This window comes from Gilvimarinus agarilyticus (assembly GCF_000832015.1).
Taxonomy (GTDB): Bacteria; Pseudomonadota; Gammaproteobacteria; order Pseudomonadales; family Cellvibrionaceae; genus Gilvimarinus; species Gilvimarinus agarilyticus.
Genome location: NZ_JXCJ01000001.1, coordinates 349,445 through 368,580, shown reverse-complemented (window position 1 = coordinate 368,580; position 19,136 = coordinate 349,445). Strand labels below are relative to the sequence as shown.

The 19,136-nt window shown below is 55.9% G+C and carries 20 protein-coding genes; 9 read left to right on the top strand and 11 right to left on the bottom strand.

Annotation, left to right across the window (positions count from 1 at the left end):
* Window positions 1-18 precede the first annotated feature (18 nt).
* Window positions 19-747 carry an SIMPL domain-containing protein gene (locus SD69_RS01685; protein ID WP_232301129.1) on the bottom strand — a complete coding sequence of 243 codons (729 nt, stop codon included), beginning with the start codon at window positions 745-747 and terminating at the stop codon, window positions 19-21.
* Between the two features lie 217 nt (window positions 748-964).
* Between SD69_RS01685 and SD69_RS01680 the strand changes: the two genes are divergently transcribed.
* Window positions 965-1,945, top strand: coding sequence for an alpha/beta hydrolase (locus tag SD69_RS01680; protein ID WP_052480800.1), 981 nt, complete (start codon window positions 965-967; stop codon window positions 1,943-1,945).
* Window positions 1,946-1,954: 9 nt separating this feature from the next.
* On the opposite strand, the gene SD69_RS01675 is transcribed toward SD69_RS01680, so the two are convergent.
* Window positions 1,955-3,937 (bottom strand): hydantoinase/oxoprolinase family protein, encoded by a 1,983-nt coding sequence (locus SD69_RS01675; RefSeq protein ID WP_041521832.1) that lies wholly within the window; start codon window positions 3,935-3,937, stop codon window positions 1,955-1,957.
* A 180-nt stretch (window positions 3,938-4,117) separates the two neighbouring features.
* Here SD69_RS01675 and mutM point away from each other — a divergent pair, with 180 nt between their 5' ends.
* Complete coding sequence (gene mutM, locus SD69_RS01670; protein ID WP_041521831.1) at window positions 4,118-4,930, top strand: bifunctional DNA-formamidopyrimidine glycosylase/DNA-(apurinic or apyrimidinic site) lyase; 813 nt, start codon at window positions 4,118-4,120, stop codon at window positions 4,928-4,930.
* 193 nt (window positions 4,931-5,123) lie between these two features.
* Window positions 5,124-5,576, top strand: coding sequence for a DUF2059 domain-containing protein (locus tag SD69_RS01665; protein ID WP_041521830.1), 453 nt, complete (start codon window positions 5,124-5,126; stop codon window positions 5,574-5,576).
* Window positions 5,577-5,627: 51 nt separating this feature from the next.
* Here SD69_RS01665 and SD69_RS18315 read toward each other — a convergent pair whose 3' ends face one another.
* The 3 genes from SD69_RS18315 to SD69_RS01650 form a co-directional block, all read right to left on the bottom strand.
* Window positions 5,628-5,786: a YqaE/Pmp3 family membrane protein gene (locus SD69_RS18315; protein ID WP_041521829.1), complete on the bottom strand. Its 159-nt coding sequence runs from the start codon at window positions 5,784-5,786 to the stop codon at window positions 5,628-5,630.
* A 125-nt stretch (window positions 5,787-5,911) separates the two neighbouring features.
* Window positions 5,912-6,475: a type 1 glutamine amidotransferase domain-containing protein gene (locus SD69_RS01655; RefSeq protein WP_041521828.1), complete on the bottom strand. Its 564-nt coding sequence runs from the start codon at window positions 6,473-6,475 to the stop codon at window positions 5,912-5,914.
* A gap of 198 nt (window positions 6,476-6,673) precedes the next feature.
* Window positions 6,674-7,333: an HAD family hydrolase gene (locus SD69_RS01650; protein ID WP_041521827.1), complete on the bottom strand. Its 660-nt coding sequence runs from the start codon at window positions 7,331-7,333 to the stop codon at window positions 6,674-6,676.
* A gap of 173 nt (window positions 7,334-7,506) precedes the next feature.
* Between SD69_RS01650 and SD69_RS01645 the strand changes: the two genes are divergently transcribed.
* Window positions 7,507-7,743: a hypothetical protein gene (locus tag SD69_RS01645; RefSeq protein ID WP_041521826.1), complete on the top strand. Its 237-nt coding sequence runs from the start codon at window positions 7,507-7,509 to the stop codon at window positions 7,741-7,743.
* 136 nt (window positions 7,744-7,879) lie between these two features.
* On the opposite strand, the gene nirD is transcribed toward SD69_RS01645, so the two are convergent.
* Genes nirD through cobA form a run of 3 tightly spaced genes read right to left on the bottom strand, consistent with a single transcriptional unit; the run spans window position 7,880 to window position 11,671 of the window.
* On the bottom strand, window positions 7,880-8,233 hold the full coding sequence (gene nirD, locus SD69_RS01640) for a nitrite reductase small subunit NirD (RefSeq protein ID WP_052480799.1): 354 nt from the start codon (window positions 8,231-8,233) through the stop codon (window positions 7,880-7,882).
* Between the two features lie 14 nt (window positions 8,234-8,247).
* Window positions 8,248-10,791, bottom strand: a complete 2,544-nt coding sequence (gene nirB, locus SD69_RS01635; protein ID WP_041521825.1) for a nitrite reductase large subunit NirB — start codon at window positions 10,789-10,791, stop codon at window positions 8,248-8,250.
* A gap of 40 nt (window positions 10,792-10,831) precedes the next feature.
* Window positions 10,832-11,671, bottom strand: a complete 840-nt coding sequence (cobA, locus tag SD69_RS01630) for a uroporphyrinogen-III C-methyltransferase (protein WP_041521824.1) — start codon at window positions 11,669-11,671, stop codon at window positions 10,832-10,834.
* Between the two features lie 538 nt (window positions 11,672-12,209).
* Here cobA and moaA point away from each other — a divergent pair.
* The 3 genes from moaA to SD69_RS01610 are packed head-to-tail and all read left to right on the top strand — an operon-like array spanning window position 12,210 to window position 14,995.
* On the top strand, window positions 12,210-13,247 hold the full coding sequence (gene moaA / locus SD69_RS01620) for a GTP 3',8-cyclase MoaA (RefSeq protein ID WP_041524307.1): 1,038 nt from the start codon (window positions 12,210-12,212) through the stop codon (window positions 13,245-13,247).
* A gap of 24 nt (window positions 13,248-13,271) precedes the next feature.
* Complete coding sequence (gene moaB / locus SD69_RS01615; protein WP_041521822.1) at window positions 13,272-13,775, top strand: molybdenum cofactor biosynthesis protein B; 504 nt, start codon at window positions 13,272-13,274, stop codon at window positions 13,773-13,775.
* On the top strand, window positions 13,775-14,995 hold the full coding sequence (locus SD69_RS01610; protein ID WP_041521821.1) for a molybdopterin molybdotransferase MoeA: 1,221 nt from the start codon (window positions 13,775-13,777) through the stop codon (window positions 14,993-14,995). Before moaB ends, SD69_RS01610 begins: the two co-directional genes overlap by 1 nt.
* 22 nt (window positions 14,996-15,017) lie before the next feature.
* Here SD69_RS01610 and SD69_RS01605 read toward each other — a convergent pair whose 3' ends face one another.
* The 3 genes from SD69_RS01605 to nudE all read right to left on the bottom strand — a co-directional run bounded on the left by SD69_RS01605 (window position 15,018) and on the right by nudE (window position 16,848).
* The gene (locus SD69_RS01605; protein WP_052480798.1) at window positions 15,018-15,257 is read right to left on the bottom strand and encodes a hypothetical protein; all 240 of its coding nucleotides are present in this window, start codon (window positions 15,255-15,257) and stop codon (window positions 15,018-15,020) included.
* Between the two features lie 186 nt (window positions 15,258-15,443).
* Window positions 15,444-16,307: a 3'(2'),5'-bisphosphate nucleotidase CysQ family protein gene (locus tag SD69_RS01600; RefSeq protein WP_041521820.1), complete on the bottom strand. Its 864-nt coding sequence runs from the start codon at window positions 16,305-16,307 to the stop codon at window positions 15,444-15,446.
* The gene (gene nudE, locus SD69_RS01595) at window positions 16,300-16,848 is read right to left on the bottom strand and encodes an ADP compounds hydrolase NudE (protein WP_041521819.1); all 549 of its coding nucleotides are present in this window, start codon (window positions 16,846-16,848) and stop codon (window positions 16,300-16,302) included. Before nudE ends, SD69_RS01600 begins: the two co-directional genes overlap by 8 nt.
* Window positions 16,849-17,179: 331 nt before the next feature.
* Here nudE and SD69_RS01590 point away from each other — a divergent pair, with 331 nt between their 5' ends.
* A complete protein-coding gene (locus tag SD69_RS01590) occupies window positions 17,180-17,881 on the top strand; it encodes an ABC transporter ATP-binding protein (protein WP_041521818.1) in 702 nt (233 codons plus the stop codon).
* A gap of 2 nt (window positions 17,882-17,883) precedes the next feature.
* A complete protein-coding gene (locus SD69_RS01585; RefSeq protein WP_041521817.1) occupies window positions 17,884-19,122 on the top strand; it encodes an ABC transporter permease in 1,239 nt (412 codons plus the stop codon).
* Window positions 19,123-19,136 lie beyond the last annotated feature (14 nt).

The window sequence follows — 19,136 nt, the reverse complement described above, 5'->3', positions numbered from 1 at the left end:
GTGCCCGGTGCAGATGGTTTAGTCGGCCAAGTAGTATTCAACGGTAGAGACGACGCGAATTTTTTTGATGTGTGGGTTGTTGGCGTCGCGCGCACTGATCGAAAACTGACCCTGTGAAGCGCGTTTAATTTTACCCAGACGGCTGTTGGAGTCGGCGGCAAATTTATTGGCCACTTCGCGGGCATTGTTGGTGGCTTGCTCGATCATCGCCGGCTTAATGTCGTTTAGCCCGGTAAACAAATACTCTGTCTGGCTGTCGTAGTTGCCGGCGGTGAGTACGATGCCTTGTTTGCCCAGCTCTCCCACGTCGTTCATGGTACGGCGCACGGTATTAATATCGGTACTGTAGACCGTTACTACTTGGGTGGCCGAGTAGCGGAGCGTGGGCTCTGGGCCGCCGTAAGATTGCGCGGTTTTATCGGTCACGGTTGGGACGTTAACGCTGATGTCGTCGGAGGCGATACCGTGCGCCAATAAAAATTGGCGAATGGCTTCGCTGTTGTTATCGATGTCACGATACAAAGCCGCCAAATCATTGTTGGCAAGGGCGTAGCTAACCGGCCATATCACGATATTGGCGGGAAGTTCTTGTTCGGCCAGACCTTTGACGGTCACGGAACGCTCATAATCTTTTACCGCAATAGCGGTATTGTGTAACTGATACCCTAACAGCGCGGCGCCCGCGAACAAACACAGGCCCAGTAACAAGGCCGCGGGTGTGTTGGAACCTATTGATGGCTTAGTCACAGTAAAGCCCCTTGCATCGGTGAAAGCGACAGTTAAAAGATGTGGCGCACGGCAATCATTTAACCTAGACGATATAGTCTATCCTCAGATAAGCGAAGTGTCATGTAACTGTGGCACTATAGTGATGCAGCAGCACGATCGCGAAGGATCGCGCGCTATAGAGCTCGCCACGGGCGAGTTGCCGTAGCCGAATTAAGTAATGGTATAAAGGAGCGTAATGGTGAACGCACAAGCCGGTAGCCAGTGGGTGGCCGATACGGAGCTCGAACATTTTGAGCAAACCCGATTAACCGTAAACTATAAAAACCGCGCCTTTAGCGCCACGCTGGTGCGGGCGGAGGATAATCCCAAAGCGGCGCAGCGCGCCGTGTTGTATATTCACGGCTTAACAGATTACTTTTTTCAGGCGCACCTGGCCGATGCTTATCGCGCTGAGGGCTACGCCTTTTACGCACTCGATTTACACGGTTACGGGCGCTCGTTGCGCCCGGATGAACGCCCTAACTACTGTGAAGACATCGCCGAATACTACCCCGAAATTGATGCCGCCATTGCGCAAATTAAAAGCGATGGCGCCGAAAATCTGCTGATAAATGCTCACTCTACCGGGGGGTTGATTGCCTCGCTTTACGCCCACGAGGGGCGCTATCGCGAGGCGGTCGATGCCCTGTATTTAAACAGCCCGTTCTTTGAGTTCCCACTTCACGGCTGGGAGCGTTTGGCGCTGCGTACGGTAGTGGCTTTGGGCCGTTGGTTTCCGCATATTGCCTATCACCACGGTATGCCCTCGATGTACGCCAAAAGTATTCACCGTGATTTTCACGGCGAGTGGCACTACAACATTGCCCTTAAGCCAACCGATGGGTTTCCTATAACGGCCGGTTGGGCTCGGGCTGTGTACTTTGCCCAGCAGCGGTTACACCAGGGGCTGGATATTGCGTGTCCGGTGTTGGTGATGCACGCGGCGCGATCGATGCGTGCCACCGAGTGGAGCGACGACCTGCTGGCGGTTGATACGGTGCTCAACGTCGACCATATCCGCCGCTACGGCCCCAAGCTGGGTAAGCAGGTAGCACTGGCGGAAATTGAAGGGGGCATGCACGATCTGGCGCTGTCGCCCAGTGCGGCCCGGGCCGAGGTATTAACGGTTAAGTTCCTGTGGCTCGGACAAGTGCTGGGCGAGCACGCGGCACGCTAGCCCATGCCTTTATCCGGTGGGTTTGTGCAGCCGTAAATTGCCTAGCCCGTCTACCTCGGCTTGCCACCCAGGCGCCAGTAACGTGGTGGATACTTGCTCGCAAATCAAAGCAGGCCCCGCGAGCTTGGCATAAGCCCCCAGTTTATCCCGCCAATACACCGGGGTAGCGCCAATATCAGGCAGCTGGGCGACGTACTCCGGCGTGCATTGCGCGAGCGGGTTAAGGGGTGGCAGCGGTGGCACCTGGCCGGCGGCGCTCACTCTTACTCGTACATTCACCAGCTCTACCGGTATATCCAGCTGATGCCCATAACGTTGAGTGTGGGCGCGATGAAAATCCTCAGTGGCGGCCGTAAGTCGGGTAAAGGGGCAGTTTAGGGTGAAGCTCTGGCCGTAATAGCGTAAATCTAGGTTGATTTGAGTTTGAATCTGCTCGCGGGCAACGCCTTCGTTTAATAGCTGTTGCATGCCTTCGGCGCTGAGCTCAGCGATTAACTGGTCAATATGACTGGCGTCGCACTCGTTAACCCGGGTGCCTATGGTGCGTGATAGCTGCCGCTCGCGAGGCGCCACCAACATTCCCAGTGCCGATAATACGCCGCCGTGTATGGGCACCAGTGCGCGGCTCATACCTAACTCGTCCGCCACGGCGCACACGTGCAGGCCGCCGGCGCCACCAAAGCAGCACAAGCTAAATTCGCGCGGGTTGCGGCCGCGCTGGACGGACATAACCCGCAAAGCGCTCACCATATGCTCGTTGGCGAGCTGGATAATACCGGCCGCCGCGGCCTGCCGTGTCAGCCCCAGAGGCCTGGCTATGGCGTCAACCGCTTGCTCGGCGGCTGGGGTATCCAGCGCCATGGCGCCGCCTAAGAAATACTCCGGCCGCAAGCGCCCTAGCACGGCGTTGGCGTCGGTCACGGTGGCGCGTAAACCGCCTTTGCCATAGCAGGCGGGCCCCGGGTGGGCCCCGGCGGATTCGGGCCCTACTTGTAACAAACCGCCGGCATCGATGCTCGCCTCTGAGCCGCCGCCAGCGCCGATGGTATGCATATCAACCATGGGCACGGCTACAGGGTAAGGGCCCAGGCGCCCTTCACTGGTCAGCTGCAGCTCACCATCGATCAAGGCGACATCGGTCGAGGTGCCCCCCATGTCAAAGGTCAGCAGCTTTTCGGGCTCGCCCTCGCTGCCAACTAAGCGCGCAAAGTGTGCCGCTGCAGCCAGCCCGCCAGCGGGCCCCGAGAGCAACAGGTTAACGGCCCGGTCGCCGGCCTGGGCGGCATCAATGGTGCCGCCGGATGATTGCATGACGCCTAGCGGGCTGGGGCTGATGCCTTGTTGTAGGCGAGTCAGGTAGCCCTGTACCTTCGGCCCAAGGTAGGCGTTTAGCCAGGTGGCGATGCCGCGCTCGTACTCGCGGTACTCCGGTAGTACAAACGAGGAGCGGCAGCTAAACACGCTGTTGGGGCAAGCTGCCTGCAAGCGCTTCTCGTCACCGTCATCGAGAAACGAGTACAGCAAGTTGATGGCAATGGCAGCGGGTTGACGCTCGGCTATTACCGCCTGTAGATGCGTCATATCGGCCTCGCTCAGCTCGCTGATACGCTCCCCTGAGGCGCTTAAGCGGCAGCCCACCTCGATACAATCCTCAGGTGCTACAGGCACTGGGCGCGGTTCGGGCTGCAGGTTATACAGTTGCTCGCGGGTTTGCCGGCCAATGCTGAGTAAATCGGCACAGCCACGATTGGTAATGTATAAGGTGTGAGCACCTTTGCGCTCTAGTGCTGCGTTGGTGGCCACTGTGCTGCCGTGAATCACCGTTAACTCGCCCCGGGCCAACGCCTGCTCGAGCCCAAGCTCGGCGATACCCTGCAGTATGGCGCGCTCTGGAGCGTCGGGGGTTGAAAGCGCCTTGTGAATGCGGAGTGTCCCGCCGTGTGCCAGCACAAAGTCGGTAAAGGTTCCTCCGGTATCAACACCTAGCAGCATTATTCGTCCAGTTGATTAATTGTAAAAGCGCTATTGTAAGGGGCCCGCAGCCGCGGGGTAAGAGGTGATTTGATACTTGTTTGCTGGGGTCGTATTGAACGAGTGTTTACGGCGGGCCATTTTTTTGGCCCAATAGCGCCTGACAAAACACTGTGCGCTTCGCACCCGAGACCGCTACTAATGCCAGAATTACCCGAAGTTGAAACCACCTTGCGCGGTGTTGCGCCGCACATTGTCGGCCATCAAGTGATCGCGCTAACGGTGCGTCAACCGCGTTTGCGTTGGCCAGTGCCGCCTGAGCTGGAGCGTCGCATTAAGGGGCAAACGTTAGTGCACGCGGCGCGGCGCGGTAAATATTTGTTACTGGGTTTTACCGAGGGCACTGTGCTTATTCACTTGGGTATGTCGGGCAGCTTACGCATTGTCCCGCCGGGCACAGCGGCGGCTCCTCACGATCATGTGGATATTCAGTTTGGTGATAACTTGCTGCGCTACCACGACCCGCGCCGCTTTGGCTCGATCTTGTGGCAGCCGGGGGATGTATACCGCCACGCATTACTGGCGCATCTCGGGCCGGAGCCACTCAGTGAAGAGTTTTCGGGCGAGTATTTGTTTCGCCGCGCTCGCAAGCGCACACAAAATATCAAACAGTTTTTAATGGACAGTAAAGTCGTTGTCGGCGCGGGTAATATTTACGCCAATGAGGCGCTCTTTATGGCCGGTATAAAACCGATCCGTAAAGCCGGCACCCTTACCCGGCGCGAATGTGACGAACTGGTGTCACGGGTAAAATTTGTTTTAGCCCGCTCTATCGAGCAAGGGGGCACCACCTTGCGCGACTTTGTTGGCAGCGACGGTAAGCCCGGCTATTTTAAACAACAGCTTTTGGTGTATGGCCGTGGCGGGGAGCCTTGCGTGCACTGCCAAAAGCTTTTAAAAGAAGTAAGGTTGGGGCAGCGCACCACTGTGTATTGTACCGCCTGCCAGCGCTAGCTTCTTTTTTGCCCTCACTCGTAGCGCATCGACGAATTAAATATGCTATAAATGCAGGGGCTTTTAACCGCTGCGGGCTTTTGCGGCTCGCGGTAATCATGATAAATGACCGATAACGCTCGCCCCAACAGTTGGAAACTGGGTACGAGATACCAATGATATCGAGTCGTTCGCAACTTATGGACAGAATGCAATGAAAAAACTACTCGCCGCGTCGTTAATGACCCTATGTATGTCTACCCAAGCGGCTGAGCCCGTTTACGAATTGATGGACTTAGTGGGCAGCAAAGAGCAAATGGAGCAGGTCTCGTCGCAAATGGTTACCATGATTACGTCATCTAACCCGGCGCTGGCGCCCTACAGTGATGAAATTAGCGCGTGGACTAACAAGTACTTTACCTGGGACGCCATGAAAGGTGATATGGCCGAGATCTATCGTAAATACTTTACCGAAGACGAGATTAAAAAGTTAATCGACTTTTACAAAACCCCGGTAGGGCAAAAAGCGATTAATGTCATGCCGCAGTTGTTTCAGGAAGGAAGCCAGGTGGGTATGCGTATTGCCCAAGAGCATCAGGCCGAGCTGCAGGAGATTTTAGAAAAAGCTCAGCAAGAGAGTCAGCCCGCTGAGCCCGAGGCCCAGTAGTCATCTTTACTCAGGCGGGCTTGTTTCTTTAAGCCCGCCTGAGTTAAAGCGCTAGCGCCGGGCAATAATCCAAACGGCGTGAATAATGCCGGGGATATAGCCGCATAAAGTCAGCAAAATATTCAGCCAAAAATGCAGCCCAAAACCTACCTGTAAAAAAACGCCAACGGGCGGCAATAAAATCGACAGTATCAAACGAATAATATCCATACATCTTCCCTTTTTACTATTCCACATTAAAAATGCACGTACGACACCTGGTGGTAGGCTGAGTGGGCCTGTTGGTCAATGTCGCACGTGCATGCCTGGTTAAGCATCGCACTCGGTACGATGCGTTACGCAACTTGTTGTTTGTGTTTGCCTTCGGCGAGCTCTTCAATCAGTTTGTTATTGAAGGCTTCTAAATCCTCTGGGCTACGGCTGGTTACTAGGCCGTTTTCGCATACCACTTCCTGATCGTGCCAATTGGCGCCGGCGTTAACCAAGTCATCTTTAATGGATGGATAGGACGTGACATCCCGGTCATTGATAACACCTGCGCTGATCAGCACCCATGGCCCGTGGCAGATGGCACCTACGGGTTTGTGTTGCTCAAAAAACCGCCGGGTAAAGTTCAGGGCATCGGCGTCGCTACGCAGCGAATCGGGATTAAACAGGCCACCTGGAATAATAAGCATATCGTAATCGTCGGCACTGGCTTCGGCAAGTGCGCGATCGACTGGATAATCATCGCCCCAGTCGGTCTTTGCCCACGCTTTAACCGTGTTTTCTTCAGCTGAGACAATCTCGACTTCTGCGCCGGCGGCTTTTAGCGTTTGCCGTGGCGATTGCAGCTCGGATTCTTCAAAGCCGTTTGCGGCTAAAATGGCAACGCGTTTACCTTTTACTGAATAACTCATACAAAACCTCCATACTCTATATAAACGGGGTTAGCTGTTAGCGGTGGGTACCGCTTAACCGGTTTGTTGCAAAGGTTGAACCAGCTTTAAAAAAACGCCGTAAAACAGCTAAGAGAGCGGTGAGTACGAGTAATGGTGCACACTTTAATGCCCGGTGGCGTCTTCGCGGCGCCACTTTTAAGATTTTACTTGAAAAGTTTACAAGCCGTAGTGCTCGGTTAGCCACTGTTGCGCCGCTTGCATCGACTCGACCACAACCGTCGCACCGCTGAAATCCAACCCGCGAGAGTACTCGTTAAGCACAACAATACAAGGTAGCCCGGCAGCCAGTGCCGAGCGTAACCCTGTAGGGCTATCTTCGATGGCGATACAGGCGTCGGCGTTAAGCTGCATTTGTTGTAGCGCGTGTAAATAAACATCGGGTGCGGGTTTGGCGTGGGTGACATCGTCGCGGGTGGCGACAATAGGAAAGTACTGCGCAAAGCCGTGTTGCGTGAGCGTGGGCTGCACCTCGAGTGCGGCGGCACCGGTGGCGATGGCCATTTTAAGGGAACGGGCCGCTACCCACTCCACCAGAGTTTGCGCGCCGGGTATTAATGGGCAGGCTTCTTTGCCAAAGGCATCTAGGGTTAATAACTCGCGCTTGGCAAATAATTCCTCGGCGCTTAATGGCAGTGGGTAGTGGGCGACTAAATACTCGGCATTAAAGTGTGTCGGAACACCGGCGAGGTGTGCTTTGTATTCGTCCTCCGGAAAGTCACAGCCGTACTCGGCAAGTAGCTGAACCCAAAGTAAGTAATGCTTGCGCTCGGAGTCGACCAGAGTACCGTCGTGATCAAAAATGACACCTTGTAACATAACTACCTCAATACCTGTTGGGCCGCCATGTTACCACGGCTTTGGCTCTCTGGAAGTGGTGGCTAGGACACGGGTATGTGTACAAAGTCCGTTTTGCATTGCACAATTAAGGTATAACAAGCGCTATTGAGAGGATGATAACCACCGCACCCCCTGGGATGCCGGAGCTGCCCATGAAATCGTTAATCGTGATACTCGCGCTGTTGCTGAGCTGTTGGTTTTTGACTGACGTGCGCTCAGACAATAGCTTATTTAATGTGATTGCCCCGCTCGGGGTAGTGGTTTTTTCGATCGCCCTTGCTATATGGGTCGCCTTTGCTTTGGCTGCGCGGCGCTCGGATGGCAATCAGCCGTCGCCGGGGCCAGATTTTTTTGATGGGAGTGGTGGCTCGGACGGTGGTGGTGATTAACCGGTTAAACTCTGCAAAGATCGCAGACACAAAATAAAAAAGGGGTAGCCTTAAGCTACCCCAAATCCGATTTCATGAAGCTATCGGGGGAAGATGATTGAGCACAGGCGGTAAAGCTTGCGCTCGTTATTGGGTTCTAGGCTCGCACGCTGATCCAGTCGCCTTCGAGTTTTAGCTCGTAGGTGGGGATGCTAACGCCCTCCTCTTCTAAGCACTCGCCGGTGCGCAGATCAAAATGCTGTTTGTACAAAGGCGATGCGACACAAAATCGCTCGCCCTGTGAGCCGATTAAACCGCGCGACAAGACATAGGCTTTGCCCAGCGGGTCGTAGTTACCCACGGCAAACAGTTCATCCAGCTGGCGCGAGTAAAAAATAGCGACCTGATGACCGTTAACCAAAGCGCAGACGCCGGTATCGGGGGCAATCGAGTTTTTCTCGCACACTTTTACCCAAGTGGCTTCGGTGTTTTCTGCAGTTGCTGTACTCATTGTATTCTCCACTCTTACTGCGCTAATTCTACGGCCGGGATTTGGTTTTTACGCTCTTCCTCGCGGGCTGGGCGCTTTTGACCGCGCTCGGCAACGTAGGCGAGGCTGCTGTCAGGCTCCGCCGCGTTAATGAAGTGGCTAAAGCGCTTGAGTTTTTCTGGGCTCTCGATAGTGGTTTTCCACTCGCATTGGTACTTGCCAATGTTGTGCGTCATCTCGTCTTCCAGCTCTTGGCCAAGGTTGAGCTTGTCGTTGATGACAACGTCACGCAGGTAATCCAGGCCGCCCTCTAAGTTCTCTAACCACACCGAGGTACGCTGCAAACGATCGGCGGTGCGAATGTAAAACATCAGCACGCGGTCAATGTATTTCACCAGCGTCTCGTCGTCGAGGTCGGTGGCAAATAAGTCGCCGTGACGCGGACGCATACCGCCGTTACCACATACGTACAGGTTCCAGCCGTTTTCGGTGGCGATTACGCCGATGTCTTTGGATTGCGCCTCGGCACACTCGCGGGTACAGCCGGATACCGCAAATTTAATTTTGTGTGGCGAGCGCAACCCTTTGTAACGATCTTCCAGGGCGATGGCCATGCCGACACTGTCTTGCACGCCGTAGCGACACCAGGTGTTGCCCACGCAGGATTTAACCGTACGCAATGATTTGCCGTAGGCGTGGCCAGTTTCAAAGCCCGCATCCACCAGCTTGCGCCAGATCTCGGGCAGCTGATGTAACTGAGCGCCAAACAAGTCGATGCGCTGGCCGCCGGTGATTTTGGTGTACAGGTCGTACTCTTTGGCTACTTCACCCAACACGATCAGTTTGTCGGGGGTGATCTCGCCGCCGGCAACCCGTGGCACGACTGAGTAAGTGCCGTCTTTTTGCATGTTGCCCAAGTAAATATCGTTGGTGTCCTGCAGGCCCACTAAGTTGTTGCTTAAGACATACTCGTTCCAGTAAGACGCCAAAATGGAGCCCACCGTTGGCTTACAAATCTCACAGCCCAAGCCGGTGCCGTGGCTTTGCAGCAATTCATCAAAGGATTCGATTTTTTTAACGCGGATAATGTCGGCCAGCTCAACCCGGCTGTAGGCAAAGTGCTCGCAGATATCGTTTTTAACTTCGATACCTAAGTTTTCCAGCTCGTTGTCCATTACCTGTTTAACCAGCGCGGTACAACCACCGCAGCCGGTGGTGGCACCGGTGCAAGATTTAATGCCGCCCATGTCGGTGCAGCCGCCCTGCACTGCCTCGACGATGTCGCCTTTGCTGACGTCCAAACAGCTACACAATTGCGCGGTATCGGGCAGCGCATCAACGCCCATGCCCACGCTGGCGCCGCCTTCCACTTGCGGTAAAATCATTTGCTCGGGGTCGGCGGGTAAATCCATATTGTTGACGCAGATTTGCTGCAAGGTGCCGTAGGCTTCGGCCTCGCCTACCAGTACCGCCCCCAGCAGTTTTTTACCGTCTTCCGAAACGATCATGCGCTTGTAAACTTCTTTGACACCGTCTTCGTAGGTGTACGTTTGCGCGCCCGGCGTGCGGGCGTGAGCATCGCCAATACTGGCTACGTCGACGCCCAGTAACTTGAGCTTGGTGCTCATGTCGGCGCCGGTGAATTGTTCGTCGCCTCCCTGAATGTGCGACAGCGCGACTTTGGCCATTTGGTAGCCGGGTGCCACCAGGCCAAAAATTTTGCTGTCCCACAGGGCGCATTCACCGATCGCGTAAATGTCTTCGACTGAGGTGCGGCAAAAGTTGTCGATCACAATGCCGCCGCGCTCGCCAATATCGATGCCGTTGTTACGGGCGATTTCGTCCTGCGGACGGATACCGGCCGAGAACACAATCATGTCGGTGTCTAAATGGCTGCCGTCGGCAAACTCCATGCGGTAGCGGCACTCATCACCGGCAACGATTTGCTGGGTGTTTTTCTCGGTGTGTACCGATACACCCATGGCTTCGATTTTGCGACGCAGCAGGTTGCCGCCGCCCTCGTCTAGTTGCACGGCCATCAGGCGCGGGGCAAACTCAATGACGTGAGTGTCGAGCCCTAAGTTTTGCAGCGCGTTGGCCGCCTCGAGGCCCAATAGGCCGCCGCCGACGACCACGCCGGTTTTACTTTGCTTGGCCGACTCAGTAATCGCCTCTAAATCTTCAATGGTGCGATACACCAGGCAGTGGGGCTGATCTTTGCCGGGAATGGGCGGCACAAACGGGTAAGAGCCGGTGGCCAGAATCAGTTTGTCGTAACCCTCTACCCGGCCCGAAGCGGTGGTTACGGTTTGCGCGTCGTGATCGATTTTGACCACTTTATCGCTCAGGGTGTAAACCACACCGTTGTTTTGGTAGGCCTCTTCCGAAGTCAGCATCAGGTCGTCGACACTGGAGCCCGAGAAGTAACTGGAAAGCTTTACCCGGTCGTAGGCCAGGCGAGGCTCTTCCGAAAAGGTGATGACTTCGTACTGATCGGCGTTTTCACTTTTAACGACGTCGTCGATAAATTTGTGGCCGACCATGCCGTTTCCTACCACGATGATTCTTTGCTTGCTCATGACTGTCCTCTACTCGTAATGGGTTGCGCGGGGCGATGCGTTAAGCGCTTAGGCTGTTGACTATTGCGTGGCTGTTAACCAGCGATTGCGCGTTGAGTTGGCTGTGCAGGTCGACCACATGCCCCACCATAATGATGGCTGGTGATTTAACCTGATGTTCGGCAACGGCTTGTTCCAGCTCGGCCACGGTGGTGGTGACCACGCGCTGGTTGCTGCGACAGCCGTTCTCGATAAGGGCCGCCGGGGTATTGCCCGCCAGTCCCGCTGCGGTTAACTGGGTGCTGATAAGCCCGGCGCGGCTGACCCCCATATAAAACACCAGGGTGTGATCGAGCGCGGCCAGGGCTTTCCAGTCCAGGTTAAGGGTGGTCTCGCCGTGCCCGGTGACCAGCGTGCAGCCTTGGGCGATACCGCGATGGGTTAGGGGGATGTCGGCAGAGCTCGAGCAGCCAGAGGCGGCGGTAATGCCCGGCACTACGTCGGCATCGATACCGGCCTGACGCAGGGTCAGCAGCTCTTCGCCGCCGCGGCCAAACACAAATGGGTCACCGCCCTTAATACGGCACACGTTTAAGCCAGTCAGGGCGTGATCTACCAGCATTTGGTTGAGATCTTCCTGCGCCACTGAGTGGTGGTTTTTAACCTTGCCCACGTACACCGCTGGGGTGCCTTCGGGGAAAAGCGCGCGAATCTCACCGCTGACCAATTGATCATAGAAAATGATGTCCGCGGTTTGGATCAGACGCAGTGCTTTTACGGTTAATAGATCGGCGTCGCCGGGGCCGGCGCCTACCAGCCAGACCTTACCCGGGGCGCGGCGGCTTTTGGCCGGCGTCAGGGTATGTATCTGAGCGCGTGTCGATGTCTGGTTTTTGTGCATGGCGCTTACTCTTGGCTAATTCACGGGTTTTGAGCGTCTTGTGGCGCTGTCTGATATGGGTAGGAGCAAAGAGGATGCCAAAGCCGGATAAAAAGTTGAGAATGTACATTTTAATGTTTAAAAACAGTTGCTTATATGCGCTTTTGGGTCGGGCAGACATATTGTTAAAAAATAGCCTGTGCCCCACGGTGGCGCCCTGTGCACGCAAAAATGCACGATGCCTGAGCGATACGGGTGTGTTGCTTGTGGTCATTAATGGTGCGTTGGTGTGTGTTCTCGGGTGGCGCGCGTCAGAAGTGGTGCACGCTTTTGCTTGGTGTTGGGGCGTGAAGGCGCCGCTGCACGGCGCTGGCTGACGTCTGCGGCGATTGTGCGTATCATTTAGAGCTGGTTCTATAGTTGGTTCGCCCGTTGCTTTATCGGGTTGGGGCACTATCTGTTTTAGCTACAGCGTCTATGCTAGAAGATATGGCTGACGCCGAGGTTGCTCATTGAGCACATGCCTCTTCGCCCACTTACCGTTAACAGCCAAGGTTTTATGATCGATACCCGCACTTCACAAGCACCACCCGCCGCTACCCCTGAGGCGCCGCTGGTGGATAATTTCGGTCGCGAGATCACGTACCTGCGTATGTCTGTTACCGATCGCTGCGATTTACGCTGTGTTTATTGCATGGCGGAGGACATGACCTTTTTACCGCGCAGTGAAGTTCTGAGTATTGAAGAGCTGACCGAGTTAGGCCGCACCTTTGTGGCCATGGGGGTACGCAAGTTACGTATTACCGGTGGCGAACCCCTGATTCGCAAAGGTATTTTGACCTTGATGCAGAATCTGGGCTCGCTGCAGGGGCTGGATGAGTTGTGCCTGACGACCAACGGCACCCATTTGGCGCAACACGCCGGGGCGCTTAAAGAGGCGGGCGTTGACCGTATTAATATCTCGCTGGATACCCTAAAGCCCGAGCGCTTTCGCAGTTTGACCCGCTTTGGCGATCTAAACACTGTGCTTGATGGTATCAAGGCGGCTAAGGCGGCCGGTTTTAAGCGCATTAAGCTAAACTGCGTGGCGTTAAAAAATCGCAATGCCGATGAAGCCGATGCGCTGGTGGGCTTTGCTTTAGAGCATGGGTTGGATATCAGCTTTATTGAAGAGATGCCGCTGGGGGCGATTACCGAGCATGGCCGCGCTGAGGAGTTTGTCACCAGTGCCGAGGTGCGCGCGAGCATCGAGCAGTGCTATCCACTAACGCCCAGTAGCGAGAGTTCAGGCGGGCCAGCGCGCTATTGGCGCCATGCCGGCTACGACTCGCGTATTGGTTTTATCTCGCCGCATAGCAATAATTTTTGCGCCAGCTGCAACCGGGTGCGCCTGACGGCTACCGGTCGCTTACTTTTGTGCTTAGGGCAAGAGCACAGTAAAGACTTGCGTGCCGTGCTGCGCTCTCCGGGCTTTGACAGCGCCAGCCTGCAGCAGGCGATTGTTGAGGCGATTGCCATTAAACCCAAAGAGCACACCTTTGATCTGGCCGCCGACGCGCCGCAGATTGTGCGCTTTATGAATACCACCGGCGGTTAACCCGCTTGAGCATCGAGTACCCCAATGACCAGTTCCAGTGAATTCATTCCTCTGAAAGTCTGTGTTTTAACCGTTTCCGACACCCGCACCGAGGCCAACGACACCTCGGGCCAGGCTTTGGCCGAGTTACTTAGTGAGGCGGGCCATCAATTGTTTGCGCGCGAGTTGGTGCCCGACGATATTTATCAAATTCGCGCTACTTTGTCGCACTGGATCGCCCAGCGCGAGCCACAAGTGGTGCTGATTACCGGCGGTACCGGGTTTGCCGGTCGCGATAGCACGGTAGAGGCGGTCACCCCTCTGTTTGATAAGACGGTGGTGGGCTTTGGCGAGTTGTTTCGCCAAGTTTCCTATGAGGAGATAGGCACTTCGACGATTCAATCCCGCGCCACCGCCGGGCTTGCCAACCGCACCTTGATTTTTTGCTTGCCTGGCTCTACCGGTGCCTGCAAAACGGCGTGGTCGATTATTCGTGATCAGCTGGATGCGCGGCATAAACCCTGTAATTTTGTTGGGCAGCTGCGTTAATGGCGGGGCCGTTATCTGTCGCCGAGGCCCGCGAGCGCCTGTGTGCCGACGCACGGGAGCGATTTAACAAACGCGCTGCCAGCCGGCAAACGGTGCCCTTGGTGCAGGCCTGCGGGCGCGTGCTCGCACAGGATGTGGTGGCCGGGGTCGATGTGCCGCCGGCGGCCAATAGCGCCATGGACGGTTACGCGTTAGCCAGTGTTGACGCTTGCGCCGGAGCGGTTTTACCCGTCAGTCAGCAAGTGGCTGCCGGCAGCGTGGCGCAACCGCTGGCCGCGGGCACCTGCGCCCGTATTCTTACCGGCGCTGAGCTGCCTGCAGGGGCCGATACGGTCATTATTCAAGAAAACTGTGAGCGCAGCGGCGATCAGGTCACCCTAAAACAAGCCGCGCAGCGCGGCGACAATATCCGCCCCCAGGGGCAGGATATCGCCGCCGGCAGTGTGGTGTTAACGGCCGGTCAGCGCTTGCGTGCGCAAGATGTTGCGCTGCTGGCGAGTATTGGTTGTGCCGAGGTGGCGGTGCAGCCGCTGTTAAAGGTGGCGGTGCTGGCCACCGGGGATGAACTGGTGGAGCCGGGCCAGCCGCTCGGTGCTGGCCAAATTTATAACTCCAACCGTTATTTGCTGGCGGCCATGTTGGGCGAGTTGGGGGTTGAGGTAACGTACCTGCCGGCGGTGGCCGACACCCTTGAGGCGACCACCGAGGCGCTACGCCAGGCCGCCAGCGGCGCCGATATTGTGGTCAGTACCGGCGGCGTCTCGGTGGGTGATGCCGATTATATTAAACCGGCGGTGGAATCGCTGGGGGCATTGGATATTTGGAAGATAGCGCTTAAACCCGGTAAGCCACTGGCGTTTGGCCGGGTGGGCACCACCCCATTTTTTGGTTTGCCGGGCAACCCTGTGTCGGCGTTTGTCACCTTTGTACTGCTGCTGGAGCCCTATGTGCACACTATGCAGGGCGCGCAAGCGGCCGCGTTAGAGATACATCAGCGGCCGGCGCAGTTTGATCGGCGCAAAGCCGGTAGGCGGGATGAGTATCTGCGCGGGCGTATGACGGATGCGGGCGTAACGCTGCACCCACAGCAGAGTTCGGGCGCGTTATCATCTGTGAATTGGGCCGACTGCTTGGTGTGGCTAAAGGCGGGCGAGACAGTAGCCGAGGGCGCGCTCGTGCAGGTGTTGCCGCTGCGCCAGTGGCGCGCCGCCATGGTTTAACGTCTAGAGTGAGCTCTGGGGGTTACCAGCACCAGGAGTTTGGCAGCTTTTTAAGGTAGTTGCGACGGCTGCTAATAAGCTCGGTATAAGAGGCCATTAACGATAAATCGACCGCTTTACCAAGGACTTTAAGCTCGTGTACCTGACGCTCTAAGTCGGTAATTTCGGATATCAACTGACGGCGTAAGGCCCCGGTGTGGTTGATATTGATAGATACGCCAAAGGCGCTGCCTGAATGTTTTTGCGAGTGGCGTGCGGCCATGGTTTTCTCCGTATGTTTCAGCTGTGCGGCATAAGCGTGGCGCACAATCGTCCTGTGATTGGTTCACTGTTTGAGCTTAGCACGCGCTGAGGCTGTCAGCGTGTCACTGGCGCAACCTCGTTAGATTTTTTTACCGTTTGCCAACCCGGCCACGGTGGCGAGTTGTTATATCGCCCGCCCGCCGGCTTATTTGGTCTCGGTTTCTGAGTGACTTAACTGCTGCAGGCGGCGCCAAAAACCGAGGCTGTCAGCTCGGCCATCGGCCACCGCCCAAAACGGCGGATTGAGGATGCTCTCGCGGGTGTTGTATTGCAGCGGTGCTAAGCTGCTGGCATTGAGTACGGCACCGCCGGCGGCCTCCAGCACGACTTGGCCGGCGGCGGTATCCCACTCACTGGTGGGGCCAAGGCGTGGGTATAAATCGTATAAGCCCTCGGCCAATAGGCAAAACTTCATCGAGCTGCCTAAACGAGCCGGTGCCTCGCACTGACCGGTTAGCTGGCGCAGCGCCCGGCGAAGGTGTGCCTCGGTGGCCGCGTCCTGACGGTGGCCACAAATCAACCTCGGCTGCGCCGGCAGCGGGCGTGAGGACAATCGCTGCCAGGGGCTGGTATGAGTTGATTTAAAACTGCCCACCGGGCCATGTTCTGGCTGATGGTTGCCTAGGTACAGACGCCCGCTGGCCGGGCAGTAGACAATTCCGAGCTCGGCTTTGCCGGCGCCAATTAAAGCAATATTAACGGTGTACTCGGGACGGCCGCGAATAAACTCGCGGGTGCCGTCCAGTGGGTCGATAAGCCAGTAGTGCTCCCAGTCGCGGCGGGTGGTATAGGGCGCGAGTTGGGCCTCCTCCGAGATAATAGGCACATCGATAATGGCGGGCAGGGCCGCGTTGATAATGTCATGGGCGGCGAGGTCAGCTTGCGTTACCGGCGATAAGTCGGTTTTTTCGGTAACCTCCCAGCGCGCGTCACGGGCGACGGCAACAATCGCTTCGCCTGCGTCTATGGCAAGCGCACCTAAGCGGTTTAAGCAGGAGTCGTTATCCATGTTGCTCCAGCCAGGCCCGGGCCAGAAACAGCGCGGCAATGGTGCGCCCTTCTATAACGTCGTCGCGCATCGACAGTGCCAGCAGGTCTGTTATGTCGCAGGGCACGACTTCGAGGGGCTCGGGCTCATCACCGGGCAGTTGCTCTGGGTATAGTCCGCGTGCCAGTAGCACGTGTATTTTGTGCTCCATATAAGACGGAGATAAATGCACGCACTTGAGATAATCGATTTGCCCTGCGCCGTAGCCGACCTCTTCTTTTAATTCGCGATTGGCCGATTGCTCGGGCGTTTCGCCTTGATCCATGGCCCCTTTGGGCAGGGATAAATGGTAGTCCTCCAGCCCGCCGGCGTACTCGCGCACCATAAGCACAGTATGGGGGTCTAGCATGGGTACCATCAATACCGCGCCGGGCCCACCGCTGCAGAGTTTTTCGTAGCGACGCTCAACGCCGTTGCTAAAGCGCAAATCGAGCTGTTCGGCACGAAACAGGCGGCTTTGGGCCACCGTTTGGCGCTGAAGTATCTGTGGTTTGTCGGGCATGTGACGGTCCGTGGGCTTGCGATTAGCGGGCGAATATCGCCCTTGAAATGGGTTACACTGGCGCTCGACGTAAGGGCGTAGCCCCGTCGATGCCCAATAACCTAATAGTAACAAGAAGGGCCCTATAAACACGACCCATAACGCAAATGCGCGAGTGCCGCTGGCGCTCGGTCAGGCATCGCTGATGAGGTTTGGTAAACAAGGTTTCAGCGTTACGTCACCCCAACTAACGTCGGCATAACTGATTAAGCTGTGCAACTAAATCGCCGGCCCGTACGTCAGATTGACAAGTAGGTATGCTTGCCCGCGGGAAAGATCAACAGGAATAGCCATGATCAGGTTACATAATATTCATAAATACTACCGCACTGGCGAGCAGTCGCTGCATGTGCTGAAGGGAATCGACTTAACCATCGCCGAAGGTGAGCTGGTGTCGATTATGGGTTCGTCCGGCTCCGGCAAGTCAACCTTACTGAACATTCTGGGGGTGTTGGATCACTACGACAGTGGCGAGTACACCTTGGCTGGCCACCCTATCAACCATATTAAAGAGCGTCAGGCGGCGGCCCTGCGCAACGAGTTTATTGGCTTTGTGTTTCAGTCGTTTAACTTGCTGCCGTTTAAAAACGCGCTAGAGAATGTCGCGCTGCCTTTGTACTACCAAAAAGTGAACCGCAAAGTGCGCAATGCCCGCGCTTTGGAATATTTGGATATGGTGGGGCTCGCCGATCGCGCCGAACACATGCCCTATCAGTTATCCGGCGGGCAAAAACAACGGGTGGCCATGGCGCGCGCGCTGGTGACCCAACCTAAAGTAATTTTGGCCGATGAGCCCACCGGTGCGCTCGATAGCAAAACCACCGATGAAGTCATGGGGGTGATGCATAAAGTGCACAGCCTGGGCAACACCATCGTGATTGTCACGCACGAGCAGGATATCGCCGATCAGACGCAACGCCAGATTATTTTGCGCGATGGGCGGGTGGTAAACGCCGCGGGTGAACCTATACACCCCGTGCCCATGGAGGCTTAAACATGTGGGATGGCCTGCAGGAAATTCTGTTTACCCTGCGACAAAATAAGCTGCGCACAGCCCTGACGGCCTTTGGTGTGTTTTGGGGTATTTTTATGCTGATTTTGTTACTTGGCGCTGGTCGCGGTATGCAAAACGGCGTCATGAATACCTTTGGTGATGAATCGCTGGATTCGATTGTGATCTGGACTGGAACCACTTCTGTGGCCTATCAAGGTCGCGGCCTTGGCCGAAAAATCCTGTACACCGATGAAGACATCGAGGCGCTGCGGCATCATGTTGAGGGATTGCGTTATGTCACCGGCGCCAACTCTATGGGGCAGGGCTCGGTGGTGTACAACAATAAGCAGGGCATGTTTGAGACTTACGGCATCGACGACCGTTTTTTTAAAATCCGCGATAAGGTGCCCTTTCGCGCCGGCCGCACGGTGAATGTATTGGACGATGCGCAAACGCGTAAAATTGCGGTGATTGGTACCACCGTGCGCGACCGTTTATTTGGCGCGACGACGGACCCGGTGGGCGAGTGGATTAAAGTAAATAACGTGCATTTGATTGTGGTGGGCGTTTTTAATGATCGCGGCAATAACGGCCGCGACTCCGAGCGGGTGTATGTGCCTTACAGCACTTTTGCCAAAACCTTTGGGCGGGGCAATGAGGTTCACACCATTTGGGCGCGCCCCGATGAAAATGCCGATGGTTTTGCGGTGCAAGAGCAAATGATCAAGTTATTGAAACAACGCCACGCAGTATCGCCGGATGATCGTCGCGCGATTCAATCGTTTAACTTTGCCGAGCCGGCCAAAATGATTAAAGGGCTGTTTGTCGCGATTAACGGATTCATTTGGTTTGTGGGCCTTGGCACGCTTACGGCGGGCATTGTGGGTATTAGCAATATCATGATTATCACGGTCAAAGAGCGCACCCGCGAGATTGGCATTCGCAAAGCGCTGGGCGCCACACCTTTTAGTATTGTCAGTACGTTATTAATGGAGTCCATTCTGGTGACCAGTATTGCCGGTTATTGCGGTTTGGTGCTTGGGGTGGGGCTGGTTGAGTTGATGGCGTATGGTTTACAGGTATCCGGCGCCGAGCTCGAGTTTTTTCGCCGACCCGAGGTTAATTTTCAAGCGGCGGTAACGGCTGTGATGCTGCTTATTATTGTCGGTGCACTGGCGGGTCTGGTGCCGGCTATGCGTGCGGCGCGAATTATGCCGGTCGAGGCCATGAAGGCCGAGTAGGGCAAACAACAAGG